A 26,257-nucleotide genomic window follows, 5' to 3' on the forward strand; every position below is an offset into this window, starting at 1 on the left:
AGTCATTGTCCTCCGTCATAGGGCCTGCGCCCTTCCGGTGGAAGCGCGCGCGGCGTCGCAGAACGGGCGGACGATATCATGGCGGACAGGGCGGAGCCCGGCGCGGCGGGCGGCGATGCGGATGCGGAAAGCGGCTCGGTCGGCGACGACAACCGCGGCCGGGCCCTGGTGGCGCTGGAGATCATGCGCCGGCGCGGCCTGATCGACCCGGCCACCTACGAGGCGCGCAAGCGGGAGATCGAGCAGTCTACGCCATCAGCACGGCCAGCAGCACCGGCAGGGTCAGCAGGCTGATGATGGTGCCGACCACGACGGCGCCGGCCACCTCCTGCACCGGGCCGCCGTAGCGGGCGGCGAACAGGTAGTTGAACACCGCCGGCGGCATCGCCGATTGCAGAATCAGGATCGCCGCGGTCGGATGCGGGATGGCGAACAGCCAGACCACCCCGTATCCGGCGGCGAGGCCGAGCGCCAGGCGCAGCCCCGCCAGCCACAGCGCATGGCCCAGATTGGCGATGCGCAGGCTGGCCAGCGACACGCCGAGCGCGATCAGCATCAAGGGCAGGGTGACGCCGCCCAGGAGCTCGGTGGCATTGGCCAGCCAGCGCGGCGTGTCGATGTCGCCGGCGGCGAAGGCGATCGCCAGCAGGATGGCGTAGATCGTCGGCGTCTTGACGATCTCGGTCCAGCGGCTGTGGCCGGAGGCGCAGGAGACGCCGACGGTGAACTGCAGCAGCGTCATGGCGGCGGAGAAGGGCAGGGCCAGCGCCAGCCCCTCGTCGCCGAAGGCGAAATAGGCGATCGGCAGGCCGAGATTGCCGGCGTTCGGCAGCATCACCGTCGGCAGCAGCGGCCGCACCGTCCGGCCGCTGAGATACAGCGCCAAGCCGCCGACCAGGCCGCAGGCGAAGACCGACAGCATGGCCAGCCCGGCCTGGCCGACGATCTCGCCGGCCGGAACGTGGAACTTCGTCAGGGTCGAGAACACCAGGCAGGGCGACCCGACATAGGTCACCAGCCGGGTGACGAAGCCGAGGTCGAAGGGGTGGCGCGACCGGGCCCAGACATAGCCGACCCCGGCCGCGGCAACCACCGGCGCCAGCACCGGGATCAGGGCGGCGATCAGCGCGATCATCGGGTCACCGTCACCGGCCCGCCGGTCGCCTCCAGGCAGCGGCGCACGGCCAGAGCCACCACCACGCCCAGCCAGGCGCCGGCGACGATGTCGGCCGGGTAGTGCGAGGTGACCACGACCCGGCTCAGCGCCACCAGCCCGCCCAGCAGCCCGAAGGGCCAGCCCCAGCGCGGGAACAGGATCCACAGCGCCGTCATCGCCGTGGCCATGGTCTGGGCGTGGCCGGAGGGGAAGCTGTTCGAGAACAGGTCCCAGCCGAAGGGGTGCGGCGCGAAGGCATCCTGGCGGAACAGGTGGCGCGGCCGCGGCCGGCCGATCGCCGCCTTCAGCAGCCAGTTGGTTAGCGTTGTCGCCACCAGCGCCGCCACCATGAAGCCGAAGCCGCGGGCCCGCTTCAGGCGTTGCGCCCGGACGTCGCCATAGGCGGCCAGGAAGGCGGCGAAGCGGAAGCCGAGCCAGCCCAGGATCGCCAGCGCGTACCACCAGATGCCGAGGCCGATATCGGTGAACAGCTTGACCGCGGCGATGACGCCGGAGCCGCGATGCGCCTCGAACCACAGCGCCGCCGGCCGGTCGGCGAAGGCGACCAGCAGCAGGCACAGCATGGCGGCGACAAGCCCGCTGGCCAGGACCGGCCGGCCTGCCAAACCGGCGCGCTTCGCCGCGATGTTCTCCGATCGACCCACTGCCCCTCCGCTCTGCTCCGTCGTTTACGACGGATTGGCGGAAGCCTGAAACGGCGTTCCGGTCATCCGAGGGTCCCGGATCTGCAATGACTGGCCAAAGGCGGCATTTATTGAGATCTCCACCTTGGGAACGTCTTTTGGGCACACGCCGCGCTCGTGGCGGGTGCAGGCCTCTGCGACCAGCTGTCCCTTGTCCTATCCCCTCCAGGGGGATAGGTTCCTGTCATGAGCCATGCCAACAATCCCGAGATCCTCGGCCGGCTGAAGCGGGCCCAGGGGCATCTCGCCGCCACGCTGCGCATGGTCGAGGCCGGCGAGGACGGCCTCGCCATCGCCCAGCAGCTCCAGGCCGTGGTCAAGGCGGTGGAGAAGGCGAAGACCATGCTGATCCTCGACCATGTCGACCATTGCGTCGCGCATCTGGCGAACGGCGCGTCCGACGGCCGGGAGGCCCGGCTCGCCTCGTTGCGCGAGATCACCAAGTATCTGTAAGGGCATCGAGACCATGTGCTGCCGCGTCGCCGTCGAACGGGTCTATCGCGAGCTCTGCGCCCGGGCCGAACCGCCGGAGTGGGCCTTCGACGCCGCCCTGACCCTGTACCGCCACAACCACCCGGACGTGCCGGTCGCGGTGGCGACGAAGGACGTCTGCGACTGGACCGGCCATCCGGCCCAGCTTCTTCTCCACTGATCACTCGGGAGCCGGCGATGCACAGCCATTCCCTCGACGACTGGCGGCACGACCACCTGTTCCTCGGTGCCGACCATGCCCGCAACGAGCGCCGCACCCGCTGGGTGGTGGCGCTGACCGCGGCAATGATGCTGGTCGAGATCCTCGGCGGCCTCGCCTTCGGCTCGATGGCGCTGCTCGCCGACGGGCTGCATATGGCGACCCATGCCGGGGCGCTCGGCGTCGCCGCGCTGGCCTATCGCTATGCCCGCCGCCATGCCCGCGACCCGCGCTTCGCCTTCGGCACCGGCAAGCTCGGCGACCTCGCCGGCTTCGCCAGCGCCCTGGTGCTGGCGGTGGTGTCGATCGGCATCGGCTGGGAATCGGTCGTCCGGCTGCTGAACCCGGTCGCCATCGCCTATGACGAGGCGATCGTCATCGCGGTCGTGGGCCTCGCCGTCAACATCGCCAGCGTCTGGCTGCTGCATGACGGCGGCCACCACCACGGCCACGATCACGGTCACGGTCACCACCACGACCATGGGCACCATGGCCACGACCGTCACGGCCATCACCGCGACCACAATCTCCGCGCCGCGTATTTCCACGTGCTGGCCGATGCCGTGACCTCGGTCGGCGCCATCCTCGGCCTGCTCGCCGGCCGCTTCTACGGCTGGGCCTGGATGGATGCGGTGATGGGCATCGTCGGCGGCATCATGATCGCGCGCTGGTCCTGGGGCCTGTTGCGCGATTCGGGAGCGGTGCTCCTCGACACCGTGCCGGATCCGGCCCTGGCCGAATCGATCCGCGGCCGGCTCGAGACCGGGGGCGACCGCATCGCCGACCTGCATCTCTGGCGCGTCGGTCCCGGCCACGCCGCCGCCATCGTCGCCCTGGTCAGCGACCGGCCCGAGCCGCCGGCGCAGTACAAGGCCCGGCTCGGCGGCCTGCCTGGCCTGTCGCACGTCACCGTCGAGGTCAACCGCTGCGACCACGCAGCCTGATCGGGCGTCAGCTCCAGGCCGCCTCGGCCGCCCGCAGGAAATTGCCGCCGAGAATGCCCAGCACATCGGCCTCACTGTAGCCGCGGCGCAGCAGGATCTCGGCCACCTCCGGCAGCTGCTCCGGCTGCACCAGGGCGATCGCGCTGTGGGCGCTGCCATAGCCCGCCTCGGGCGGCCACCAGTAGTCGCGGTCGCGGCCGGGCGGCGAATCGTCCACGTCGGGCGCGAACAGGAAGTCGAGGCCGATGCCGGCATGGTCGGCGCCGGCCAGCTGGGCGACGTGGTCGATGTGCCGGGCCATGGTCTCGCTTTGGGCATCACCCAGGAACAGGCTGATGCCGTTGATGCCGACCACCCCGCCGGTGGCGGCGCAGGCGCGGATCTGCTCGTCGGTGATGTTGCGCGGATGGTCGACCAGGGCGCGCGGATTTGCATGGCTGAACACCACCGGCCGGGTCGAGGCCGCCATGATGTCCAGGCTGCTGCGATGCCCGGTGTGCGAGCAGTCGAGCAGCATCCCGATCCGGTTGGCCTCGGCCACCAGGTCGCGGCCGAAGGCGGGCAGCGGGATGTCCCGGTCGTGGCAGCCGCCGGCGGCCGGGTTGTTGCGGTTGTAGGCGAAGTGGATCTGGCGCACGCCGAGGTCGTGGTACAAGCCGACCATCGCCAGGTCGCCCATCAGCGGCAGCGCGCCCTCCAGGTCGAAGCTGACGGCCAGGCGTCCGGCGGCCTTGGCGGCGCGGATCTCGGCGGCGCTGCCCGCCAGTGCGTAGTCCTCGGGATGGCGGCGGATCCAGTCGCGGAAATGGGCGGTGGTGCGGATCACCGTCTCCAGCGGAGTCATGTCCATGCCGATGTTGATCGAGACGTAGTCGATCCCGGCCGCCTTGTGCCGGGCCAGCGGGGACACGTCGGCATCGGGCACCAGCGGCAGGCAGCTATGCGCGTCCCAGACCAGGGCGCAGTCGTACAGGGTGGGCATGGCGGATCCCCGGCTCGGACCGTTCACCCCAGCCCAGCCCGCGCCGCCGCCGCGGTCAAGCCCCCCTGCGGCGGATTGCCGTGGCGCCTTCCGGCCGCTATGCAGCCATCCTGCGCCGCGCCGGCCCCGGCCGGCCGGGAATTGAGGAGACCGATGGTGCGCCGCCTGCCGATCGTCGCCGCCGCTGCCGCCCTGGTGCTGACCGCGCCGCTCGCCTTGGCCCGGGCCGAGGTGGCGAGCAACCAGGAGGCGGGTGCCGCCGCCCTGTCCGACCGGCTGGCGCTGACCGCCCTGGTGCAGTCGGTGCGCGCCGGGCTCGGCGCCACCGACAGCGCCACCCTGTTCCTGGAGGATTGGTGCGGCCGCTACGGCCTGGCGCCGACGGCCAAGATCGTGGCGAAGCGGGTGTCCGGCGAGGTGAAGCTGACCGACCAGCAGCGCCAGGAGCTGGAGATCGCCGACGCGGCCGAGCCGGTGGTCTATCGCCGGGTCCAGCTGGTCTGCGGCGACCAGGTGCTGTCCGAGGCCGACAACTGGTACCTGCCGAACCGGCTGACGCCGGAGATCAACGCGACGCTGACCGGGACCGACACGCCCTTCGGCCGCGCCATCCGGCCGCTCGGCCCGTCGCGGCGCACCCTGTCCTCGACCGTGCTGTGGCAGGTGCTGCCGGACGGGTGGGAGCGGATGCCGTCGGCGGCGCTGGCCGGCTGGGCCGCCGCGGCGCCGGCCCCGGCCTATGACCCTTTGGCCTCGCTGTTCGAGAACCGCGCCATCGTGCTGCGCCAGGACGGCAAGCCGATCTCCGAGGTGCGTGAGACCTACAAGATGCCGCTGATCGCCTTCCGCTTCCGCTGAAACGCAGAAGCCCGGCCAAAAGGCCGGGCTTCGCGTCGATCGATCGGGGACCGTGCCTTACTGGGCGTCGGCCGCGACCTGCAGCTTGACGATGATGTCCGGGTTGGCCGGCGGCTCGCCGCGCTTGATCTTGTCGACGAACTCCATGCCCTCGACCACCTTGCCCCAGACGGTGTACTGGCCGTTCAGGAAGCTGCCGTCGGCGAACATGATGAAGAACTGGCTGTCGGCGCTGTTCGGGCTCTGCGCCCGGGCCATGCCGAGGGTGCCGCGCTTGAACGGCTCCTGGCTGAACTCGGCGTCGATCTTCTGGCCGGAGCCGCCCATGCCGGTGCCGGTCGGGTCGCCGGTCTGGGCCATGAAGCCCTCGATCACGCGGTGGAACTTGATGCCGTTGTAGAAGCCCTGCCGCACCAGCTCCTTGATCCGTTTGACATGGTTCGGCGCCAGGTCGGGGCGCAGCTCGATCACCACCCGGCCATAGGTCAGGTCGAGATAGAGCGTGTTTTCGAGGTCGCGGGCCGAAGCCCCCTGGGTGATGGCCATGGCGAGGAGAAGACTCCCGAGAAGTTGCAAGAAACGCGTCATGCGCTGGGCGCTCCGGACGGGTCGCGAGAAGTGGCGAGACACAAGCACGGGTCGCGCTCCGGGGCAACCCGGTGCGGCATGCGGCCCTCGTCCTGCCGCTATCCGACCAGGATATCGGTGTGGACGAAGTCGTTTCCCTTGAACAGCAGCGGCACGCGGGAGACCTTCGCGCAGGCGTAGGCGAAGCAGTCGCCGAAATCGAGGCCGGCCCGATGCCGGCCACGGCCATAAAGGCGGGATGCCTGGATCGCCTCTCGGCCGATCGCGGCCCCGATCTCGACCATCTCGGCCCCGGTCTCCTCGACGAATTGGTCGACCAGCGCCTCCGCCTGCTCGAACGGGATCTGGGCTTCCCGGGCGAGCCCGATGACGGCCTCCCAGGCCGACAGGGCGGAGACCAGGGTGCGGGGCGCCTGCGAGAGGCGCGAGGCGAGTGACTCCCAGCCCTCCTCCTGCGCAATAATCGCGATGATGGCCGAAGCGTCGATGAACATCAGAGGCCACCGCCCTCCTCGTCGAAGAACGCCTTGTCGGCCTTCAGCCCTGTCTTCGGATAGCGCGCATAGCGGTCTCCGATGGCCCGCAGCCGCTCGACCAGCGGCGCCGTTCCCGTGGCCCGATGGTATTCGTTCTCGACCGCCTCGCGGATGGTCTCGGTCAGGCCCTTCTGCTTGAGCTTGGCGAGGCGTCGCACGGCCGCGTCCGTAACCTCGTCCTTGACGGAGAAAGCCATTCCATACCTCCTGGTATAGACTTCTATATAATCTCGTATTGAAACGCTTTCAAACGGGGTCTCGGCGGCTCAGCAGCCATCGGCCGTGTCCGGCCCGCCATAGCTCTTGGTCAGCGGGATGCCGAACTGGCGTAGCAGCGCCTTCTCGGCATGGCAGAACTTGGTTGTGGACTGCACCGTCTCGACCGGCTGGAACATGTCGGTGGTGGTGCCCACCTCCTCGCCCGGCACCAGCCGGTAGACGGTGGTGTCGACTAAGCTCGGGCCCGGAATGCCCTCCTCCGGGTCGAAGCCGCGCTGGGCGACGAAGACCATGGTCGCCGCCTCGCCGTCGATCTTGCCGCGGACGAAGCGCACGCTGCGCACCACATCCTCGCCGGTGTGCGGGTCGTCCCGGATGGTGTCCTCGAACCCGCCGCCATCCCGGGTCAGGGTGTCGAAGCCTACCACCTCCGGCACGCCGCTGTTGCCCGCCATCAGCACCAGGTACAGGTCGTAGCCATGGGCGTTGCCGTTCTCGCGCCAGCCCAGGGTGACGATGGCGCTGCGGCCGTCGGGCGCGAACCGTTCGATCGTGTTCGGCCCGGATTTCAGCGGGATCGGCACCAGGTCGGTGAAGCGGTGCTTTGGCTCCGCCGCCGCGGCCGGGCCTGCCATGCCGAGGGCGAGAAGGGCGGCCAGCAGCGGGCGGAGGATCATGGTCGGTCTCGTCTGATTCGGAAGATCGGAGGATGCGGCGGCGAATGCGGCGCGCTCAGGGCGTGGGCGGCAGCGGCAGGCGGCGGCTGTCCTTGATGGTGTCGAGTACGATGCGCGAGCGGATGGCGGAGACGCCGTCGATCCGCATCAGGCTGTCCATGATGAAGCGCGACAGATCCTTCAGATCGGGCGCCACCACGCGCAGCTCGTAATCGGCGTCGCCGGTCACGGCGCAGCATTCGACGATCTCCGGATGACGCTGCACCGCCTCGCGGAAGGCCTCGGCGGTGAAGGCGCCGTGCTTCTCCAGCGTGATCGAGATATAGGCGGCCACCGACAGGCCGATGCGGTCGGGGTCGAGCAATGCCGCATAGCCGCGGATCACCCCGGCCTCCTCCAGCCGTTGCAGCCGGCGGGCGCATTGCGACGGCGACAGCAGGACGCGCTCGGCCAGGGCGATGTTGCTCATCCGGGCGTCGTCCTGCAGCGCCGCCAGGATCCGCCAGTCGAAGCCATCCAGCGTTTCCGTCGCCATCTCCGGGCATCCTTGCCATGACCGATGCGCGATTCGCGCATGCCGGACCATACGCCCGGCCACAGGCCCCGTCAGCCCGGCGGCCCGGCCTGGCGATGTTCCCCTTGGGTTCTCCTTGCGGCGTGCCTACATCTCCGGAGACGGGGCGCACCGGCCGGTGCCGCCTCTCCCGCTCCCAAGGTCCTGCCATGCCCGGCTACGAACCCCGCTTCCTCCTCGACGCCTCGGCGCCGGGGCCCGAGGCCTCGACACCGTCCGCTGCCTCCGCCGGCGGCGACGCGCTCGACGCCTATTCCCGCACCGTGATCGACGCCGTGCGTGCCGCCGCGCCCTCGGTCGTGCATCTCCGCATCTCCGGCAAGGGGCCGGACGGCGCCGTGGTGCCGCAGGGCAGCGGGTCCGGCGTCATCTTCACCCCGGACGGCTTCGTCCTGACCAACAGCCATGTGGTGCATGGTGCCGTGTCGATCACCGCCACGCTCAGCGACGGCCGCAGCGTCGTCGCCTGGCCGGTCGGCGAGGACCCGGACACCGACCTGGCGGTGCTGCGCCTGCATGACAGCGTGCCGGGCTGGGCGCCGCTCGGCTCCTCCGCCGCGCTGCAGGTCGGCCAGCTGGTGGTCGCCATCGGCAATCCGCTGGGCTTCGAGGCGACGGTGACGGCCGGTGTGGTCAGCGCCCTCGGCCGGTCGCTGCGCGGCCGGTCCGGTCGGCTGATCGACGGCGTGCTGCAGACCGACGCGGCGCTGAACCCCGGCAACAGCGGCGGCCCGCTGGTCGACGCGCTCGGGCGGGTGGTCGGTATCAACACCGCGATGATCGCCGGCGCCCAGGGGCTGTGCTTCGCCATCGGCAGCGACACCGCCCTGGTGGTGGCGTCGGAGATCATCCGCCACGGCCGGGTGCGGCGCGCCTCCCTCGGCATTGCCGCGCAGACCATCCGGCTGCCGCGGCCGACGCAGCTGGCGCTCGGCCTGCCGGCCCCTGGCGGCGTGCGGGTGGCGGAGCTGCTGCCCGGCGGCGCCGGGGCCACGGCGCTGCGCGTCGGCGACGTGATCCTGGCGATCGACGGTCACCCGGTCGACGGCGTCGACGCGCTGCACCGGCTGCTCGGGGCCGAGCGGGTCGGCATGGCGACCGCCCTGCGCCTGCTGCGCGATGGCGGGGCGCGGGAGGTGTCGGTGACGCCGCGCGAGCGGGCGGGCTGAGGCCTGTGGCGGTGGCTACTCGAACTTGGTCGCCATGCTGGCGCCGTAGCCGATGATGCCGCCGCCGGCAATCACCACCGCCGGGATGTCGTGCGCCCCGATGTTCCCGATGTTCTTCTCGCGGGTATAGAAGCCGCCACGGGCATATTGGGCGTCGTAGTACTCGCCCAGCCGCTTGGCATAGGCCAGCTGCTCCGGCCCGTCAGTCGGCTGCTTCGACTGCGCCTGGATGTAGCTCTGCAGCGCGACATTGACCTCGCGCTGCGAGGCGATGGCCGTGCCGGGATACAGCTTCACCCGCTCGGCCATGAAGCCGGCGGCCTTGGCCTCCGCGGCGTCATTCTGCTTCGCCGACACCCGCTTCAGCCCGTCCCAGGCGTCGGCCAGGTCGGGCCAGGCCATCCCGGCCTGGCGGTACAGGCTCTTGGCCTCGCCGGGGTTGCGGGCCTCGGCCGCCTTGGCCTGGGCCAGCAGCGCCTCGCCCTGGCTCTGGTCGAAGGCGGCCTCGCCCTGGACGGCGCCGCTCTGCAGCACCGTCGGCGGCAGCGCCGGCTGATACGGCTCGGCGGCGCAGGCAGCGAGGACGAGAAGGGCCAGCGGGGTGAGGAGGCGCAGAATCATGGTCCATCCTTTAGCGCAAACCGGCGCGCGCCGCCATGGACGCGTCGCAGCGGCGACGGCTCAGACGCCGCGCGGCGGCTTCAGGCCGCAGCCGCGCAGGATCAGCCCGGTGACGTGCCGGCCGGCGACCAGGAAGACGTCGTCATCCATCGCCTCACGCCCCAGCACCGCCCGGATCTGGGCCTCGAAATCGGCATAGGTCTGGGTCACGGCCCACAGGGTGAAGACCAGGTGCCGGGGGTCGACCGGCGCCATCCGGCCGGCGGCAATCCAGCCCTCGATCACCCGCGCCTTCTCGTCGAGCGTGCGCTTCAGCTTGCCCGACAGGTAGTCGGCGACCTGCGGCGCGCCGTGGATGATCTCGTTGGCGAACACCTTCGACGCCAGCGGGCGGCTGCGCGACCAGCGCATCTTGTCGCGGATATAGGCGGCCAGCGCCTCGGCCGGATCGCGCTCCGGCACCAGATGGTCGAAGGCGTCGACCCATAGGTCGAGGATGCGGGCCAGCACGGCGCGGTACAGCGCCTCCTTGGTGCCGAAATAATAGTGGACATTGGCCTTGGGCAATCCGGCGCGCTCGGCGATGCCCTGCATGGTGGCGCCGGAGAAGCCGGCCTCGGCGAACACGCCCTCGGCGGCGTCCAGGATCTGCGCCTCGCGGGCCCGGCGCAGGCGGCTGCCCGCGCCCGGCCGCGGCGTGTCCAGGCCGGTGTCGTCCGGCGATTCCAGCATCTCGGCATCGGTCATGCCGGCATCATCGGCCGGAAGGCCGGCGCCGTCGATAGTTCAACGTGCCGGCTCCGCGGCCCCTGGCCGGGCCGGCGCGGTCGGTTCGGCTGGCGCGGCCTCGCCCCACCCGGCCAAGGCGATGCCGGCGATGATGAAGACGCTGCCGGTCAGGGCCGCGGCTTGCGGCACCTGGCCCAGGATCGGCCAGGCCAGCAGGGTCGCCACCACCGGCTGGCCGTAGCCGGCGATGGCGGAGAAGCCGGCGTCGAGCGTGCGCAGCGCCTTGGCGATCAGGATCTGCGAGGCGAAGGCGATCAGCGCCTGCGCCGCCAGGTTCAGCCAGCCGGAGGCCTCCTCCGGCAGGATCCGGTCCTGCAGCAGCGCCACCGGCAGCGCGCCCAGCGCGGCGCCGATCAGGGTCCAGAAGGTGACGGTGGCGGCGCTCTGCCGCCGGCACAGCGCCGCCGAGATCAGGAAGCAGACGGCGTAGAACAGGGCGGCCAGCAGCGCCATGCCGTTGCCCAGCAGGTCGCCGCCGGCGGCACCGCGGGCGCCGGCCAGGACTGCGATGCCGAGAAAGGCGACCAGCCCGCCGCCGACCACCCGCCCATCCGGCCGTCGGCGCAGCCATAGCGCCGGCAGCAGCGCCACCAGCAGCGGGTAGATCATCACCAGCAGCGTCGCCTCCAGCGCGCTGGTGCGCACGATCGAGGCGTTCCACAGCACCAGGTCGGCGGCCAGCATCACCCCGGCCAGCAGGGCCAGGCCGATGTCCCGTGCCGGCATGCCGGGCGACCGCCAGACCAGCGCGGCAGCCGGGATGCAGCTCAGCGCCAGGCGCCAGAAGGCGGTGGCGGCGGGGTCGACCGGACTCATGCGGACCAGGATCGGGCCGATCCCCGACAGGCCGACGCCGGCATAGAGCCGGCCGAGGGCGTTCCAGCGCATCGTAACCACCTTTCTGGCATTTGCTGGTAACGATATAGGTCTCGCTGAAACCTGTCAAAGAGGCTACAGTGGTTTCATGTCACTCGAGCAGCCCTCTCCGTCCGAGCCGCAACTGGTCGGCGGCTTCGCCTGCCTGGACTTCTGCAACACCCTGTCCGGATGGGGCGGGCCGGGGCCGCGGGAGCGGGCCGGCGATCCGGCCGTGCTGGCCGCCTGGTGCGCGCACGCCTTCGGGCAGGCGCCGCGGATCGATCGTGAGGAGTGGTCGCGGCTGATCCGGCTTCGCGAGGTGCTGCACGCGGTGCTCGACGCCGTCGCGGTCCAGGCCGAGCCGCCTGCCGAAGCCGTGGCCGAGCTGCAGCAGGAGGTGGCGGAGGCAGCATCCCGCCGCCGGCTGACCGTCACCGCTTCCGGCGGCGCCTGGCAGGACGCGCCGCCCGCGGACGGGGTGGCGGTGCGGCATCGCCTGGCGATGGACGCGCTCGAGCTGCTGCTCCGGGGCGAGCCGGCGCGGCTGAAGCGCTGCGCCGGCCATGACTGCGCCTGGCTGTTCTACGATCGCAGCAAGAACGCCAGCCGCCGCTGGTGCCTGATGGCCGATTGCGGCACCACCGACAAGGTCCGCCGCTTCCGCCAGCGGCAGCGCTCGGGGGCCTGAGACCAGCCGGTCAGCCTATACGCCGGTACAGGCCCGGATAATCCAGCACCAGCTCGTTGGCGTCGGTGCTGATCTCGGCGGTGAAGCCGCTGCCGTCCAGCGATTCGAAGCGCCAGCGCCGCAGCGTCAGGGCGGTGTAGCGCTGCGACGTGGCGAAGGGCACCAGATCCGGCAGCGGCAGATACGCCACCTTGATCTCGGCCGATTCGCCGGGCCCCAGCCCCAGCCGCCGGATCGGCAGGGTGTTGGTGAAGGGCGTCGCCACCAGGTCGACATCGATGCAGCCGTCCAACTGCGGCAACGGCGTGCCGTCGCCGGTGGTCCAGCTGCCGCCGCCATCGGCCAGCAGCCGCAGCCGTCGGTCCCCGGCATGGTCGGTCACCGCCACCGACCGCACCCGCCATTCGGAATCCATGACCATCGTATAGCTCAGCGCCCATTCGACGCCCTCATCGCTGCCGATCACCACGCTGTCGGCCTGGATCCAGGCGCCGCTGCGGTGCAGCCGCAGATGCTCCAGGCCGATGCCTTCGGCCGGGGCCCACCGGATATGTCGGTCCATGCGCCGTCTCCCGTGCGCTTGCGTCTATCGTTCCTGAAACGTTCCTAGCATGATTCGGTTTCTGAAAACAAACGAGATTGATACTGATTCTCAATTCAAAATAGAGTTGACCATTTGGTCAGGTTCTCGATACCGTCTCGCTCAGGAGAGGCGGTGCCGCGGGCGAGAACCGGGAAATCCGGGCGCGGCGCCAGGGCATGACGGTCGGGATCGACAGGCGGAACGCCGGTCGGGCCGACCATCGGAGGCTGGGAATGACGACGGGATCCGACATCGCGGCCGGGCGCCTCGGCGCCGACCGCATCGCCGAGGACTTCGCGGAGATCCATCCGCCGCTCGACCGGCGCACCGCGCTGATCGAATCCAGCCGCTGCTATTTCTGCTACGACGCGCCCTGCATCGAGGCCTGCCCGACCGGGATCGACATCCCGGCCTTCATCAAGGGCATCGCCACCGACAATGTGAAGGGCGCGGCCCAGACCATCCTGACCGCCAACATCATGGGCGGCATGTGCGCCCGGGTCTGCCCGGTCGAGGAGCTGTGTGAGGACGCCTGCGTCCGCAACCACCAGGAGGAGAAGCCGGTGACGATCAGCGCCCTGCAGCGCTACGCCACCGACCATGTCTTCCTGGGCGGCGAGCAGCTGTTCAGCCGCGCCCCGTCGACCGGCAAGCGCGTTGCCGTGGTCGGCGCCGGCCCGGCCGGCCTCGCCTGCGCCCACCGCCTCGCCGTGCTCGGCCATGACGTCGTCGTGTTCGAGGCCAAGGCGAAGGGCGGCGGGCTGAACGAATACGGCCTCGCCGCCTACAAGATGGCGGACGGCTTCGCCCAGGCCGAGCTGGCCTACATCCTCGAGATCGGCGGCATCGAGATCCGCACCGGCCTGGCGCTGGGCCGCGACGTGTCCCTGAGCGAGCTGCGCCGCGACTACGACGCCGTGTTCCTCGGCCTCGGCCACAACGCCGTCAACGCGCTGGGCTGCGACGGCGAGGCCATGGCCGGGGTGGAAAGCGCGGTCGACTTCATCGCCCGGCTGCGCCAGGCCGCGGACAAGGGATCGGTGCCGGTCGGCCGGCGCGTGGTGGTGATCGGCGGCGGCAACACCGCGATCGACGCCGCGACCCAGGCCAAGAAGCTGGGCGCGGCGGAGGTGACGCTGGTCTATCGCCGCGGCGCCGAACAGATGTCCGCCACCTGGAAGGAGCAGGACTGGACCCAGGTCAACGGCGTCACCGTCCGGCACTGGGCCCAGCCGCGCCGCATCCTGGGCTGGCCGGCCAACGGCCGCGGCCCGTCGGTCAAGGAGGTCGAGTTCGAGCACACCCAGCTCGACGGCCAGGGCCGCCTGACCGGCACCGGCGACCATTTCACCGTGCTGGCCGACCAGGTTTTCACCGCCATCGGCCAGTATCTCGTGCCGTCTGCTTTCGCGAACGAGGCGGAGACGCTGGACATGGCCGGAAACCGGATCGCCGTGAACGAGGAGCGGCAGACCTCGCTGTCCGGCGTCTGGGCGGGCGGTGACTGCGTGCCGGGCCAGGACCTGACCGTCAGCGCCGTGCAGGACGGCAAGCTGGCGGCGCTGTCGATCGACCGGGCGCTGCGGCGCTGAATGTGCTACATTGGTAGTGCATTCAGGGAGATCGAGGGCATGAGCGACGGATCCAGCACCACCATCACCCTGCGCGAGGCCAATCAGGGCTTCGCCGAGATGATTCGCGCGGTCGAATCCGGCCAGGAATTCGTCATCACCCGCCGCGGCGAGCCGGTGGCGCGGGTGGTGCCGGTGTCACGCCGGCGCGTCCTGACCCCGTCGCAGCAGGAAGCGCTGGAGCGGACGCGTGAGCTGGCGGCTCGCGGGCTCGATCTCGGCGGCTGGCCGGGCCGCGACGCGATCTACGAGGAGCGCATGGATGAGCTGGCTCGCAGGCGTGGCGAGAAATGAGCCATCGTTTCTCCCTCGACGCCAACGTCCTGTTCTACGCCATTGATGGGGCGGACCCGATGAAGCAGGGCCGCGCGCTTGATCTGGTTGGCCGCTCGGCGGTGGTCGATTGCGTCGTCGCGCTGCAGGCATTGGGTGAGTTCTTCCATTCTGCATCGCGGCGACGGCTGCGGGAGAAGTCCCTGTTGTCCGTCCAGACGCAAAGATGGTCGGAGCTGTTTCCGATCGTCGCGTCGACGCCGAAGCTGCTGCCCCAGGCGCTGCAGCTGGCCGAGCAGGGGCAGGTGTCGTTCTGGGATGCGATGCTTGTGGCGACGGTGGCCGAAGCCGGCTGCGCCACGCTCCTCAGCGAGGACATGGCGGACGGCGTGGCGCTGGGCGGCGTCACCGTGCGCAACCCGTTCCGTGGCGACCGGCTGCCGGACGAGATCGAGGCGCTGTTGACGGTTTGACCAGGCCGGCGCCGCCGGTCGGGTATAGGCAAGCGGCCGCAGAGCCGCAGGATTTGGCAGGAGGCTTTGATGGCCGATCTGAGCAACGACTTCCTGGGGATCCGCTCCCCCAACCCGTACTGGCTGGCCTCGGCGCCGCCGACGGACAAGGAATACAACGTCGTCCGCGCCTTCCGCGCCGGCTGGGGCGGTGTGGTGTGGAAGACGCTGGGCGAGGACCCGCCGGTGGTCAACGTCTCCTCCCGCTACGGCGCGGTCAGCTACAACGGCACCCGGGTCGCCGGCCTCAACAACATCGAGCTGATCACCGACCGGCCGCTGGAGCTCAACCTGCGCGAGATCAAGCAGGTCAAGCGCGACTGGCCGGACCGGGCGATGATCGTGTCGCTGATGGTGCCCTGCGAGGAGCAGAGCTGGAAGTCGATCCTGCCACTGGTCGAAGACACCGGCGCAGACGGCATCGAGCTGAACTTCGGCTGCCCGCATGGCATGTCGGAGCGCGGCATGGGCTCCGCCGTCGGCCAGGTGCCGGAATATGTCGAGATGGTCACGCGCTGGTGCAAGCAATACTCGCGCATGCCGGTGATCGTGAAGCTGACGCCGAACATCACCAACATTCTGGGGCCGGCGCGGGCGGCCAAGCGCGGCGGCGCCGACGCGGTGTCGCTGATCAACACCATCCAGTCGATCGTGTCGATCGACCTCGACCTGATGGCGCCGACGCCGACGGTCGACGGCCTCGGCACCCATGGCGGCTATTGCGGCCCGGCGGTGAAGCCGATCGCGCTGCGCATGGTCGGGCAGATCGCCCGCGACCCGGAATGCCAGGGCATGGCGATCTCGGCGATCGGCGGCATCTCGACCTGGCGCGACGCGGCGGAGTTCATGGCGCTGGGCGCCACCAACGTCCAGGTCTGCACGGCGGCGATGACCCATGGCTTCAAGATCGTCGAGGACATGGCGTCCGGCCTGGCCAACTGGATGGACGGCAAGGGCTATGCCGAAACCCGTGCCTTCCAGGGCCTGGCGGTGCCGAACTTCGTCGAATGGCAGGACCTGAACATCAACTTCAAGTCGATCGCCAATATCAACCAGGACGCCTGCATCCAGTGCGGCAAGTGCTACATCGCCTGCGAGGACACCTCGCACCAGTCGATCTTCAAGCTGCGCACGCCGGAAGGCGGGCGGCGCTACGAGATCAATGAGGAAGAGTGCGTCGGCTGCAACCTGTGCATGCATGTCTGCCCGGTCGACAACTGCATCACCATGGAGACGGTCGACACCGGCCGGCCCTATCTGAACTGGCAGCACCACCCCAACAACCCGATGCGCAAAGACGCCGCCGAATAAGCCCTTATTTTGATGCGATTTGGCATCGTCGGCTCGGGGGCGATCGGTCATGATGGCGCCCTTCCGATCATCCGATACGAAAAGAAGCGAGGGGAACAATGGCTGTGATGCGACGCGCGGTGCTGGTGGGGATCGTGGCCGCGGCGCTCGCCGGGTGCGCCGGTGGCAAGCCGGCATCCGGACCGGTGGCGGAGGCGAAGCTCGACGATTTCGCCGGCTCCTGGATCGGCTCGAGCCAGGAGGAGATACAGCGGGCCTCGGCGGTGATCGTCGAGCCGCGGACCGACGGCGGCTTCCGGCTGTTCTGGCGCAACGTCCAGGCGGGCGATGGCACCGACGGGCTGGAGTTCCGCGAGCGTGAGCTGTCCTTCCAGCCCTCGACCCGGCCGAACTTCTGGACCGCCACGGTCCCGGCCGACCGCGCCTATGCCACCGCCAGCCTGTCGGGCCCGACCCTGACGGTCGAGGTCGTCGGCGCCACCAAGGAAGGCAAGGTCGAGCGCCAGCTCTACCGCCGCACCCTGGTCGACGCCACCCATCTGAAGCTGGCCTACACCCGCGAGGTGGCGGGCCGGCCGGCCTCCACCATCGAGGCCGAGTTCATCCGTAAGCCGGCCTGATCGAAGGGCCGGGCCCGAGGAAGTGACGATGCAGCAGAATATCCAGATCGACCCGCAGCGCCTCTGGGACGCGATCATGGAGACCGCCGAGTTCGGCAAGACTGCCAAGGGCGGCGTCAAGCGCCTGACCCTGACCGATCTCGACAAGCAGGTGCGGGACTGGTTCCGGCAGCAATGCGAAGCGGTCGGCTGCACCGTCACCGTCGACGAGGTCGGCAACATGTTCGCCCGCCGGCCGGGCCGGGATGAGTCGCTGCCGCCGATCTGCGTCGGCAGCCATCTCGACACCCAGCCGACGGGCGGCAAGTTCGACGGCATCCTGGGCGTGCTGTCGGGGCTGGAGCTGCTGCGCACGCTGCACGACACCGGCTACGAGACCAACGCGCCAATCGAGGTGATCAACTGGACCAATGAGGAAGGCTCCCGCTTCGCCCCGGCGATGCTGTGCTCGGGCGTGTTCGCGGGGGTGTTCACCAAGGACTACGCCTACAGCCGCGAGGACCGCGACGGCCAGCGCTTCGGCGACGCGCTGGACAAGATCGGTTATCGCGGCGCGGAGCCGGTCGGCCAGCGCCAGCTCGGCGCGCATTTCGAGCTGCATATCGAGCAGGGGCCGATCCTCGAGAATGAGGAGAAGGTGATCGGCGTCGTCACCGGCGTGCAGGGCATGCGCTGGTACGAGGTCACGGTGACCGGCCGCGAGAGCCATGCCGGGTCGACCCCGATGCGGCTGCGGCGCGACGCGCTGCGCGGCGCCGCCCGGATGATCGAGGCGGTGATCGCGGTCGGCGACGCCACCGCCGATGCGGTGGCCACCGTCGGCCTGGTCGAGGTCCGGCCGAACAGCCGCAACGTCATCCCCGGCGAGGTCTTCTTCACCATCGACTACCGTCACCCCGACGATGCGAAGATCGGGGTGATGGAGAAGGCTGCGCGAGAGGCGATCGACCGGATCTCGGCCGAGCTGAAGCTCGAGGTCAAGGTCGAGGCGATCTGGGATTCGCCGGCGGTGAAGTTCGATCCGGCCTGCATCGACGCGGTCGAAGCGGCGGCGCAGTCGAACGGGTTCTCGCATCGCCGCATCGTCTCCGGCCCCGGGCATGATTCGGCCTATATCGCCCGGGTGGCGCCGACCGCGATGATCTTCGTGCCCTGCCGCGAGGGCATCAGCCACAACGAGGAGGAGAGCATCGAGTTCGACCACGCCGCCGCCGGGGCCAATGTGCTGCTGCGCGCCGTGCTCGACTACGACCGCTCGCTCGAACAGAAGGCGGGCTGAGGCATGGCGGTGTCGGCGGTCAGGCCCGAGCAACTCTCGCAGACGGCGTCCGCCGCGCCGCCGGTGGTCGAGGCCCGGCGCCTCGGCCTGACCTTCCAGACCGCCGACGCGCCGGTGGTGGCGCTGCAGGATGTCGACCTGACCATCGGCGAGGGTGAGTTCGTGTCGCTGATCGGCCCCTCCGGCTGCGGCAAGACCACCTTGATGCGGGTGGTGGCCGACCTGGTGCGGCCGACCGCCGGCTCGGTCACGGTGAACGGGCTGACGCCGGAGCAGGCGCGGCTGGCCCGCGCCTATGGCTATGTGTTCCAGGCGCCGGCGCTGTACCCCTGGCGCAATGTCCGCCGCAATGTCGAGCTGCCGCTCGAGATCATGGGCGTGCCGGCGGCGGCGCGGCAGGAGCGGGCGCGGGCCGCGCTCGGCACCGTCGGCCTGGGCCAGTTCGAGAAGAAGTTCCCCTGGCAGCTGTCGGGCGGCATGCAGCAGCGCGTGTCGATCGCCCGCGCGCTGGGCTTCCAGCCGAAACTGCTCTTGATGGACGAGCCCTTCGGCGCGCTCGACGAGATCACCCGCGACAACCTCAACGTCCATCTGCTGGGCCTTTGGAACCGCACCAGCCTGACCGTGATCTTCGTCACCCATTCGATCCCTGAGGCGGTGTTCCTGTCGTCCAAGATCGTGGTGATGTCGCCGCGGCCGGGCCGGATCCTCGACGTGATCGACAGCGACCTGCCGCGCCAGCGCGACCTCGACATCCGCGAGACTCCGGAGTTCCTCGCCATCGCCCAGCAGGTCCGCGAAGGCCTGCGCGCCGGGCATTCCTACGAATGATCTCCTTCCTGCGCAGGACACCCTCCTTCTTGTCCCCCCTCCCCCTGCGGGAGGGGGGTAGGGGGAGGGGGTTCCTGCCGCAAGCGCCGGCATCCGGTTGTCGGCCGAGGGTGACCAGCGCAGGTCGGCCGACTCCCCGCCCTTCGATCGACAACCCCCTCCCCCTAGCCCCCTCCCGCGAGGGGAGGGGGGACTTAGGTAGCGCATGCTCTGTCTTTGGAGCGATCGCATGACCGCCCTCGCCGCATCCCTCCCGGCCCGCCCAGGCACCTGGGCGCGGCTCAAGGGCGGGCGGGCGCTGCCGCTGGCGACCGTGCTCGGCGCCTTCCTGATCCTCTGGTATCTCGGCTCGTTCTGGCTGAACGCGCCGCAGGCAATCGAGCGGCTGAACCGCGCCGGGCCGGACTGGACCAATTCGCAGTTCTTCGACGCGGTCTGGAAGCTGGACCGGCCGCTGCTGCCGACGCCGGACCAGGTCGCGACCGATCTCTGGGCCAACACCGTCGGCCGGCCGGTGACCAGCAACCGCAGCCTCGTCTACCACGCCTGGGTGACGATGAGCTCGACCCTGCTCGGCTTCGTGCTCGGCACGCTGCTCGGCATCCTGCTCGCCGTCGGCATCGTCCATGTGCCGACGCTCGACCGGTCGCTGATGCCCTGGGTGATCGCCAGCCAGACCGTGCCGATCCTGGCGATCGCGCCGATGATCGTGGTCGTGCTCGGCAATATCGGCCTCACCGGCGTGGTGCCGAAATCGATCATCTCGGCCTATCTCAGCTTCTTCCCGGTCACCATCGGCATGGTCAAGGGCCTGCGCTCGCCCGACCCGCTGCAGCTCGACCTGATGCGCACCTACTCGGCCAGGGGCGCCCAGGTGTTCTGGAAGCTGCGCTGGCCGGCGGCGGTGCCGTTCCTGTTCCCCAGCCTGAAGATCGGCATCTCGCTGGCCCTGGTCGGCGCCATCGTCGGCGAGCTGCCGACCGGCGCCCAGGCCGGCATCGGCGCCCGGCTGCTGACCGGCTCCTATTTCGGCCAGATGATCCAGCTGTGGTCGGCCCTGGTGATGGCGGCGGTCCTGGCCCTGCTCTGCGTCTTCGCCGTCACCCTCGCCGAGCGCGCCGTGATCGCCAGCCGCGGAGGCAAGGGATGAGCGCGCGGGTGCTCCGCAGCCTCGGCTGGCTGCTCCTGGCGGTGATCCTCGCGGGCTTCGTGCTCCAGTGGGTCGGCGACGGTGGCGTGTTCGCGTTGGGCACCGCCTGGATCGCTCTGCCGATCGTCGCGGTGGTGATCGCGTCCTGGGCGGCGCTGCACGGCCTGTCGCCGGTTCCCGGCCGGGCCGCCGGCATCGCCGTGCCGATTCTGTTCGGCGCCGTGCTGCTGTGGCTGTGGCAGGTGCTGGTCACCGGCTTCCAGGTGCCGCAGATCCTGCTGCCGGCGCCATCGCAGATCGGGGCGCGCTTCGCCGCCAGCACCGACACGCTGTGGGTCGATTTCGTCCAGACCTTCATCCGCTCGGCTATACCGGGCTTCCTGATCGGTTCCGGCGCCGGCTTCCTGACCGCGGTGGCGATCGACCGGTCGCCCTTCCTGCAGCGCGGCCTGCTGCCGCTCGGCTCCGCCGTCTCGGCCATGCCGATCGTCGGCATCGCCCCGGTCATGATCATGTGGTTCGGCTTCGACTGGCACTCCAAGGCCGCCGTGGTCGTGGTCATGACCTTCTTCCCGATGCTGGTGAACGCGCTGGCGGGGCTCGAGGCTGCCGGGGCGATGGAGCGCGACCTGATGCGGTCCTACGCCGCCAGCTATTGGCAGACGCTGCGGAAGCTGCGGCTGCCGGGCGCGCTGCCCTTCATCTTCAACGCGCTGAAGCTGAACGCCACCCTGGCCCTGATCGGCGCCATCGTCGCCGAGTTCTTCGGCACCCCGATCTATGGCATGGGCTTCCGCATCTCGACCGAGGTGGCGCGGCTCAATGTCGACATGGTTTGGGCCACCATCCTGGTCGCGGCGATCGCCGGCTCCGCCTCCTACGGGTTGCTCGCGCTGGTGGAGCGGGCGACCACCTTCTGGCACCCTTCGATGCGGGAAGCGGAACGCTGAACAAGATCCAACGAACGGGAGAGGCTTCACATGAAAAAAATCGTTCTGGGACTGGCCGCGATCGCAGCTTTGGGCTTCGGCCCGGCGCAGGCGGCGGATCCCTTCACCATCCAGCTGAAATGGGTCACCCAGGCGCAGTTCGGCGGCTATTACGTCGCCGCCGAGAAGGGCTACTACGCCGATGAGGGGCTGGAGGTCACGATCAAGCCCGGCGGGCCGGACATCGCGCCGCCGCAGGTGATCGCGGCCGGCGGTGCCGACGTCATCGTCGAATGGATGCCGGCGGCGCTGGCGGCGCGCGAGAAGGGCGTGCCGCTGGTCAATGTGGCGCAGATCTTCAACCGCTCCGGCATGATGCTGACCTGCAAGAAGGAAAGCGGGATCAAGTCGCCGGCCGACTTCAAGGGCAAGACCCTCGGCGTCTGGTTCGCCGGCAATGAGTACCCGTTCCTGTCCTGGATGGGCAAGCTGGGCCTGTCCACCTCGGGCTCCAACCCGGACGTCAAGGTGCTGCGCCAGGGCTTCAACGTCGACCCGCTGCTGCAGAACCAGGCGGCCTGCATCTCGACCATGATCTACAACGAATACTGGCAGGTGATCGACGCCGGCGTGCCGGAGAAGGACCTGATCACCTTCTATTACGAGGACCAGGGCGTGGCGACCTTGGAGGACGGGCTCTACGCCCTGGACTCCAAGCTCAAGGACCCGGCCTATGTCGACAAGCTGGGCCGCTTCATCAAGGCATCGGTCAAGGGCTGGGCCTATGCCAAGGCGCATCCGGACGAGGCCGGCAAGATCGTGGCCGAGGCCGACGCGTCGGGCGCCACCACCGATGCGGTGCAGACCCGGCAGGCCGAGAACATCGCCAAGCTGATCACCGTGTCGGACGACAAGATCGGCTGGCTCGACCCCGAGGCGTACAAGCGCACGGTGCAGGTGCTGCTATCGAGCAAGAGCGACCCGGTGATCACCAAGGACCCGGGCGACGCCGCCTGGACCCACGCCGCCTGGGACAAGGGCATGGGCAAGTAGCGAAAGGGTGGGGCTGGTGAAAACCGGCCCCACCGCGACCCGCCGCTACAGCACGAAGTCGGCGGCGACGAGGCCGATGGAGCCGGTGAGCTGGATCTGGAAGTCGGACTTGCCGTCGCCGTTGATGTCGCCGCCGATGTTGGTGACAATTCCGTCGGAGTGGTAGCGCAGCTGTCCGGCCACGCCCGAATAGAGGGTCGTGCCGATGAAGGTGAAGGCCTGGTCGCCCGCCGCGCCGGTATTGGCGTCGATCCCCGACAGGTCGATCTTGTCGCGCTGGGCGTGACTGAAATCGGCGATCCGGTCGGGGGCGCCGCTAAAGCTGTCGTCGATGTGGGCGAAGATGAAGCGATCGGCTCCGGCGCCGCCGATCAGCGTGTCAACACCGATGGCGCCGCTCAGCACGTCGTCGCCTTCGTAACCGTTCAGCCTGTTGGCGCCGCCACTGCCGGTGAGGGTGTCGCCGGCCATGCTGCCATGGACGTTCTCGATCGAGATGAAGACGTCGCCTGCGGCGTCGCCATTGAGGATGTCGTCGCCCCCCAGCCGAACAACTGGTCCAACCCTGCGTAGCCATAGATCTGCTCGGCCTCATCCGATCCGTGGATGATGTTGTCGCCGGCATCCGTCGATGCGTCTGGACATGCTTCCTCTCCTGTTTGCTATACGGAGAAGACCGGTGCCGGCGGGGCCGGCACCGGTTTCCTGACCGCTACAGTACGAAGTCGGACGCCTGCAGCGCAAAGGCGCCGGTCAGCTGGATGTGGAAGTCCGAGACGCCGTCGCCGTTGACGTCGCCGGCGATGGTGGTGACGCCGGGGCTGGTGACCGCGGCGCGCAGCTCGCCGGCATGGTGGGTGAAGGCGCCGGAGCCGATGAAGCTGAAGCCCTGGTCGCCGGCGACCGCGCTGTTGGCGTCGATCCCCGACAGGTCGATCTTGTCGCCCTGGGCATGGCTGAAATCGGTGATCCGGTCGGCATTGGCCCCGACCACGCTGTCGCCGATGGCGGTGAACTGGAAGCGGTCCGCCCCGGCGCCGCCGGTGAGGGTGTCCTTGCCGCCCCGGCCGACGAGCAGGTCGTTGCCGTTCCAGCCCTGCAGCACATTGGCTCCGGCGTTGCCGTAGAGCTGGTCCCAGCCCTGGCCGCCGGAGAGGTTCTCGATCGCGACCAGGACGTCGCCCTGAGCCTCGCCGCCGCTGCCGAGGCCGCTGGCCAGGCTGACCACGACCCCGGTGGTGGCGCTGTAGTAGCTGGCGGTGTCGGTACCGGCGCCGCCGTCCAGGCGGTCGGCCCCGGCGCCGCCGCGAAGCACGTCGTCGCCGCCCCAGCCCGCCAGCGTGTTGGCCCCGGCGTCGCCGGCGAGGATGTCGTTGGCCTGGCCGCCGGTGAGGTTCTCGATGCCGGTCAGCACGTCGCCCTGGGCTTCGCCGCCGCTGGCGGTGTGGGCACCCAGATCGATCGAGACGCCGGTGGTGGCATAGTAGTAGCTGGCGGTGTCGATGCCGGCGCCGCCGTCGAGGACATCGGCCCCGCCGCCGCCGCGGAGCACGTCGTTGCCCTCCAGCCCCTGCAGCGTGTTGGCGAAGACGCTGCCGACCAGGCTGTCGCCGCCCGAGCTGCCGATGGCGTTCTCGATGCCGTTGTAGGTGTCGCCCTGCGCCTCGCCGCCGCTGCCGACGCCGCTGGCCAGGTTCACGGTCACCGGCCCGGTGGTGCCGGAATAGGTGACGGTGTCGCTGCCGGTGCCGCCGATGAGCCGGTCGCCGCCGGTGCCGCCGCGGAGCGTATCGTTGCCGCCGCCGCCGACCAGGGTGTCGAAGTCGGAACCGCCGTTCAGCTTGTCGTTGGCGCCGGCGCCGAACAGGTGGTCGGCCCCGCTGGTGCCGGTGAGGTCGCGCACCGTCGGCGAGGTGTTGAAGGTGAAGTAATTGCCGGTGCGCAGCGCATCGACGGTGATGTCCTTGATCCGGATGCTCTCGTCGGTGAAGCCGTAGCCGAGGGTGATGACGACGTCCGTGCCGACCTGTTCCATGAAGGGCAGGATGCTGGCCAGGTCGCCGACCCCGATGGCCTGCAGGTCGATCTTGTCGCCGGGCTTGAGGTCGAAGATGGTGTCGTTGCCGAATTCGCGGGCGTTGTAGACGAAGGCGTCGTTGCCGGTGCCGCCGTAGAGCTGGTCGCCGCCGGTGCCGCCGATGAGGGTGTCGCTGCCGGCACCGCCGACCAGGGTGTCGAAGTCGGAGCCGCCGTTCAGCTTGTCGTTGGCGCCGGCGCCGAACAGGTGGTCGGCCCCGCTGGTGCCGGTGAGATCGCGCGCGGTCGGCGAGGTGTTGAAGGTGAAATAGTTGCCGGCGGTCAGAGCATCGATGGTGATGTTCTTGATCCGGATGCTCTCGTCGGTGAAGCCGTAGCCGAGGGTGATGACGACGTCGTCCCCGACCTGCTGCATGAAGGGCTGGAGGCTGGCGAGGTCGCCGACTCCGATGCCCTGCAGGTCGATCTTGTCGCCGGGCTGGAGGTCGAAGATGGTGTCGTTGCCGAATTCGCGGGCGTTGTAGACGAAGGCGTCGTTGCCGGTGCCGCCGTAGAGCTGGTCGCCGCCGGTGCCGCCGATGAGGGTGTCGCTGCCGGCACCGCCGACCAGGGTGTCGAAGTCGGAGCCGCCGTTCAGCTTGTCGTTGGCGCCGGCGCCGAACAGATGGTCGGCCCCGCTGGTGCCGGTGAGATCGCGCACCGTCGGCGAGGTGTTGAAGATGAAGTAATTGCCGGCATTCAGCGCATCGACGGTGATGTTCTTGATCCGGATGCTTTCGTTGGTGAAGCCGTAGCCGAGGGTGATGACGACGTCGTCCCCGACCTGCTCCATGAAGGGCTGGAGGCTGGCGAGGTCGCCGACCCCGATGCCCTGCAGGTCGATCTTGTCGCCGCTCAGGAGGTCGGTGATGGTGTCGTTGCCGAATTCGCGGGCGTTGTAGACGAAGACGTCGTTGCCGGCGCCGCCGGTCAGGGAGTCGCCGCCGGTGCCGCCGATGAGCCGGTCGTTGCCGCCGCCGCCGATCAGGGTGTCACTGCTGCCGAGACCGTCGATCGTATCGTCGCTGCCGGTGCCGGTGATCTCGTCTTCGCCACTGGTGCCATTGATAACAGCCATTGCTTCTTTCCCCTTTTTGCATGGTTCGATCGAAGGCCCGCCCATGGCCCCGGCGACGGACGCCGGGCATGACGGTGCCGTCGGGCGCCCTTCGTCGCGAGGCCGCCCCGTCGCTCCCTCCCACTGGCGGGAGTGAGGCGAGTTCGATTGTCCTGGGTGGGCGGCCGGGCTTACCGGCCGCTGCGGAGACTGGTCACAGGAGGAGGTGGAAGGGCCTGGCGCGAGCCTGGCTTCGGCTCGTCGCCGGCGACCGGGATGCCGTCAGCGCGCCGGGCATGGCCGGCAGATCCCGCGCTGCGACACGTCCCGCTCCGGTTCCGTGAACGACATCCAAGCTGCTCCCCACCAGTATACAGCATTTGATGCAAATCTGACTGTACCGTTGCCGTTCTGATCCCGGCAACCCACCAGTGATGGGCCGCCGATCCCGTCGGCACGGGCCCATCTGATGCTTGATCCGATGGCCGAACGGGCCGGACATGCCGCCGGCGGGCTGCCCGTGACGACGCACCTCGACGCGGGGCTGGGGTTACGTCGTCATTGCGCTTATCAACCTGGATATCGGCAGATGGTGGCGCGAATGTGTCGCCAGGGCCAGATTGTCGTCCTAATCTGACATTTTAGCCGACATCGTCGGATCCCTATCGCGGCTTGGTCCCTCGCCGGGCACGTATCCTATCACCAGGACGCCGATCCCGGTGCCGGTTGCCCGGCACCGGGCAGGCCTTGGCTACAGGGCGAAGTCGGACGCCTGCAGCGAGATGGTGCCGTTCAGCACGATATGGAAATCGGAGACGCCGTCGCCGTTGAGGTCGCCGCCAACCGTGGTGACGCCGCCGCCGACGGTGAAGCGCAGCTCGCCGGCATGGCGGGTGAA

At 69.6% G+C, this 26,257-nt stretch carries 31 protein-coding genes; 17 read left to right on the plus strand and 14 right to left on the minus strand.

The window, feature by feature from the left end; genetic code table 11:
- The first annotated feature begins 78 nt into the window (after positions 1–78).
- The gene (locus FFK22_RS21930; protein ID WP_138888813.1) at positions 79–294 is read left to right on the plus strand and encodes a hypothetical protein; all 216 of its coding nucleotides are present in this window, start codon (positions 79–81) and stop codon (positions 292–294) included.
- On the opposite strand, the gene FFK22_RS21935 is transcribed toward FFK22_RS21930, so the two are convergent.
- Positions 248–1,135: an AEC family transporter gene (locus FFK22_RS21935; RefSeq protein ID WP_138888814.1), complete on the minus strand. Its 888-nt coding sequence runs from the start codon at positions 1,133–1,135 to the stop codon at positions 248–250. The genes FFK22_RS21930 and FFK22_RS21935 overlap by 47 nt on opposite strands.
- Positions 1,132–1,821, minus strand: coding sequence for a phosphatase PAP2 family protein (locus tag FFK22_RS21940; protein ID WP_138888815.1), 690 nt, complete (start codon positions 1,819–1,821; stop codon positions 1,132–1,134). The genes FFK22_RS21935 and FFK22_RS21940 overlap by 4 nt, the downstream gene beginning before the upstream one ends.
- 225 nt (positions 1,822–2,046) lie before the next feature.
- Here FFK22_RS21940 and FFK22_RS21945 point away from each other — a divergent pair, with 225 nt between their 5' ends.
- Genes FFK22_RS21945 through dmeF form a run of 3 tightly spaced genes read left to right on the plus strand, consistent with a single transcriptional unit; the run spans position 2,047 to position 3,495 of the window.
- Complete coding sequence (locus FFK22_RS21945) at positions 2,047–2,313, plus strand: metal-sensing transcriptional repressor (protein WP_138888816.1); 267 nt, start codon at positions 2,047–2,049, stop codon at positions 2,311–2,313.
- A gap of 13 nt (positions 2,314–2,326) precedes the next feature.
- Complete coding sequence (locus tag FFK22_RS21950) at positions 2,327–2,512, plus strand: hypothetical protein (protein WP_138888817.1); 186 nt, start codon at positions 2,327–2,329, stop codon at positions 2,510–2,512.
- Between the two features lie 17 nt (positions 2,513–2,529).
- Complete coding sequence (gene dmeF / locus FFK22_RS21955) at positions 2,530–3,495, plus strand: CDF family Co(II)/Ni(II) efflux transporter DmeF (protein ID WP_138888818.1); 966 nt, start codon at positions 2,530–2,532, stop codon at positions 3,493–3,495.
- A 7-nt stretch (positions 3,496–3,502) separates the two neighbouring features.
- Here the strand turns inward: dmeF and FFK22_RS21960 are convergent, their stop codons facing one another.
- Entirely contained in the window at positions 3,503–4,477 is a 975-nt protein-coding gene (locus FFK22_RS21960; RefSeq protein ID WP_138888819.1) for a dipeptidase, read from the minus strand.
- A 153-nt stretch (positions 4,478–4,630) separates the two neighbouring features.
- Here FFK22_RS21960 and FFK22_RS21965 point away from each other — a divergent pair, with 153 nt between their 5' ends.
- Positions 4,631–5,335 (plus strand): hypothetical protein, encoded by a 705-nt coding sequence (locus FFK22_RS21965; RefSeq protein WP_138888820.1) that lies wholly within the window; start codon positions 4,631–4,633, stop codon positions 5,333–5,335.
- Positions 5,336–5,392: 57 nt separating this feature from the next.
- On the opposite strand, the gene FFK22_RS21970 is transcribed toward FFK22_RS21965, so the two are convergent.
- The 5 genes from FFK22_RS21970 to FFK22_RS21990 all read right to left on the minus strand — a co-directional run bounded on the left by FFK22_RS21970 (position 5,393) and on the right by FFK22_RS21990 (position 7,890).
- On the minus strand, positions 5,393–5,923 hold the full coding sequence (locus tag FFK22_RS21970) for a peptidylprolyl isomerase (protein WP_138888821.1): 531 nt from the start codon (positions 5,921–5,923) through the stop codon (positions 5,393–5,395).
- A gap of 98 nt (positions 5,924–6,021) precedes the next feature.
- The gene (locus tag FFK22_RS21975; protein WP_138888822.1) at positions 6,022–6,417 is read right to left on the minus strand and encodes a type II toxin-antitoxin system VapC family toxin; all 396 of its coding nucleotides are present in this window, start codon (positions 6,415–6,417) and stop codon (positions 6,022–6,024) included.
- The gene (locus FFK22_RS21980) at positions 6,417–6,656 is read right to left on the minus strand and encodes a type II toxin-antitoxin system VapB family antitoxin (protein WP_138888823.1); all 240 of its coding nucleotides are present in this window, start codon (positions 6,654–6,656) and stop codon (positions 6,417–6,419) included. The genes FFK22_RS21975 and FFK22_RS21980 overlap by 1 nt, the downstream gene beginning before the upstream one ends.
- Before the next feature lie 69 nt (positions 6,657–6,725).
- Positions 6,726–7,355: a hypothetical protein gene (locus FFK22_RS21985; protein WP_138888824.1), complete on the minus strand. Its 630-nt coding sequence runs from the start codon at positions 7,353–7,355 to the stop codon at positions 6,726–6,728.
- Positions 7,356–7,410: 55 nt separating this feature from the next.
- Entirely contained in the window at positions 7,411–7,890 is a 480-nt protein-coding gene (locus FFK22_RS21990) for an Lrp/AsnC family transcriptional regulator (RefSeq protein WP_138888825.1), read from the minus strand.
- A gap of 188 nt (positions 7,891–8,078) precedes the next feature.
- Here FFK22_RS21990 and FFK22_RS21995 point away from each other — a divergent pair, with 188 nt between their 5' ends.
- On the plus strand, positions 8,079–9,098 hold the full coding sequence (locus FFK22_RS21995) for a S1C family serine protease (RefSeq protein WP_138888826.1): 1,020 nt from the start codon (positions 8,079–8,081) through the stop codon (positions 9,096–9,098).
- Positions 9,099–9,113: 15 nt separating this feature from the next.
- Here the strand turns inward: FFK22_RS21995 and FFK22_RS22000 are convergent, their stop codons facing one another.
- Genes FFK22_RS22000 through FFK22_RS22010 form a run of 3 tightly spaced genes read right to left on the minus strand, consistent with a single transcriptional unit; the run spans position 9,114 to position 11,396 of the window.
- Positions 9,114–9,719 carry a hypothetical protein gene (locus FFK22_RS22000; protein ID WP_138888827.1) on the minus strand — a complete coding sequence of 202 codons (606 nt, stop codon included), beginning with the start codon at positions 9,717–9,719 and terminating at the stop codon, positions 9,114–9,116.
- 60 nt (positions 9,720–9,779) lie between these two features.
- Positions 9,780–10,466, minus strand: a complete 687-nt coding sequence (locus tag FFK22_RS22005; RefSeq protein WP_221938767.1) for a TetR/AcrR family transcriptional regulator — start codon at positions 10,464–10,466, stop codon at positions 9,780–9,782.
- Between the two features lie 39 nt (positions 10,467–10,505).
- A complete protein-coding gene (locus tag FFK22_RS22010; RefSeq protein WP_138888828.1) occupies positions 10,506–11,396 on the minus strand; it encodes a DMT family transporter in 891 nt (296 codons plus the stop codon).
- A 76-nt stretch (positions 11,397–11,472) separates the two neighbouring features.
- On the opposite strand from FFK22_RS22010, the gene FFK22_RS22015 reads away from it, so the two are divergent.
- Positions 11,473–12,054 carry an ABATE domain-containing protein gene (locus FFK22_RS22015; RefSeq protein WP_138888829.1) on the plus strand — a complete coding sequence of 194 codons (582 nt, stop codon included), beginning with the start codon at positions 11,473–11,475 and terminating at the stop codon, positions 12,052–12,054.
- A 10-nt stretch (positions 12,055–12,064) separates the two neighbouring features.
- Here FFK22_RS22015 and FFK22_RS22020 read toward each other — a convergent pair whose 3' ends face one another.
- On the minus strand, positions 12,065–12,616 hold the full coding sequence (locus FFK22_RS22020) for a putative glycolipid-binding domain-containing protein (protein ID WP_138888830.1): 552 nt from the start codon (positions 12,614–12,616) through the stop codon (positions 12,065–12,067).
- Positions 12,617–12,870: 254 nt separating this feature from the next.
- Here FFK22_RS22020 and FFK22_RS22025 point away from each other — a divergent pair, with 254 nt between their 5' ends.
- From FFK22_RS22025 to FFK22_RS22070, 10 genes are all read left to right on the plus strand, one after another.
- Positions 12,871–14,229 (plus strand): NAD(P)-dependent oxidoreductase, encoded by a 1,359-nt coding sequence (locus FFK22_RS22025; RefSeq protein ID WP_138888831.1) that lies wholly within the window; start codon positions 12,871–12,873, stop codon positions 14,227–14,229.
- 39 nt (positions 14,230–14,268) lie between these two features.
- Positions 14,269–14,562, plus strand: coding sequence for a type II toxin-antitoxin system Phd/YefM family antitoxin (locus tag FFK22_RS22030; RefSeq protein ID WP_186002581.1), 294 nt, complete (start codon positions 14,269–14,271; stop codon positions 14,560–14,562).
- On the plus strand, positions 14,559–15,014 hold the full coding sequence (locus FFK22_RS22035; RefSeq protein ID WP_138888833.1) for a PIN domain-containing protein: 456 nt from the start codon (positions 14,559–14,561) through the stop codon (positions 15,012–15,014). Before FFK22_RS22030 ends, FFK22_RS22035 begins: the two co-directional genes overlap by 4 nt.
- Positions 15,015–15,083: 69 nt before the next feature.
- Positions 15,084–16,364: an NAD-dependent dihydropyrimidine dehydrogenase subunit PreA gene (gene preA, locus FFK22_RS22040; protein WP_138888834.1), complete on the plus strand. Its 1,281-nt coding sequence runs from the start codon at positions 15,084–15,086 to the stop codon at positions 16,362–16,364.
- A gap of 98 nt (positions 16,365–16,462) precedes the next feature.
- The gene (locus tag FFK22_RS22045; RefSeq protein ID WP_138888835.1) at positions 16,463–16,984 is read left to right on the plus strand and encodes a hypothetical protein; all 522 of its coding nucleotides are present in this window, start codon (positions 16,463–16,465) and stop codon (positions 16,982–16,984) included.
- A gap of 28 nt (positions 16,985–17,012) precedes the next feature.
- Positions 17,013–18,263 (plus strand): Zn-dependent hydrolase, encoded by a 1,251-nt coding sequence (locus FFK22_RS22050; protein ID WP_138888836.1) that lies wholly within the window; start codon positions 17,013–17,015, stop codon positions 18,261–18,263.
- 3 nt (positions 18,264–18,266) lie between these two features.
- The gene (locus FFK22_RS22055; protein ID WP_138888837.1) at positions 18,267–19,094 is read left to right on the plus strand and encodes an ABC transporter ATP-binding protein; all 828 of its coding nucleotides are present in this window, start codon (positions 18,267–18,269) and stop codon (positions 19,092–19,094) included.
- 229 nt (positions 19,095–19,323) lie between these two features.
- Positions 19,324–20,244 (plus strand): ABC transporter permease, encoded by a 921-nt coding sequence (locus FFK22_RS22060; RefSeq protein WP_138888838.1) that lies wholly within the window; start codon positions 19,324–19,326, stop codon positions 20,242–20,244.
- Complete coding sequence (locus tag FFK22_RS22065) at positions 20,241–21,194, plus strand: ABC transporter permease (protein WP_138888839.1); 954 nt, start codon at positions 20,241–20,243, stop codon at positions 21,192–21,194. Before FFK22_RS22060 ends, FFK22_RS22065 begins: the two co-directional genes overlap by 4 nt.
- Before the next feature lie 30 nt (positions 21,195–21,224).
- The gene (locus FFK22_RS22070; RefSeq protein WP_138888840.1) at positions 21,225–22,226 is read left to right on the plus strand and encodes an ABC transporter substrate-binding protein; all 1,002 of its coding nucleotides are present in this window, start codon (positions 21,225–21,227) and stop codon (positions 22,224–22,226) included.
- Between the two features lie 45 nt (positions 22,227–22,271).
- Here FFK22_RS22070 and FFK22_RS22075 read toward each other — a convergent pair whose 3' ends face one another.
- Entirely contained in the window at positions 22,272–22,697 is a 426-nt protein-coding gene (locus FFK22_RS22075; RefSeq protein WP_138888841.1) for a M10 family metallopeptidase C-terminal domain-containing protein, read from the minus strand.
- A 241-nt stretch (positions 22,698–22,938) separates the two neighbouring features.
- Positions 22,939–25,380 (minus strand): M10 family metallopeptidase C-terminal domain-containing protein, encoded by a 2,442-nt coding sequence (locus FFK22_RS22080; protein WP_186002582.1) that lies wholly within the window; start codon positions 25,378–25,380, stop codon positions 22,939–22,941.
- Positions 25,381–26,257 lie beyond the last annotated feature (877 nt).

Origin of the sequence: Mycobacterium sp. KBS0706 (genome assembly GCF_005938675.2) — a bacterium.
Lineage (GTDB): Bacteria > Pseudomonadota > Alphaproteobacteria > DSM-16000 > Inquilinaceae > Inquilinus.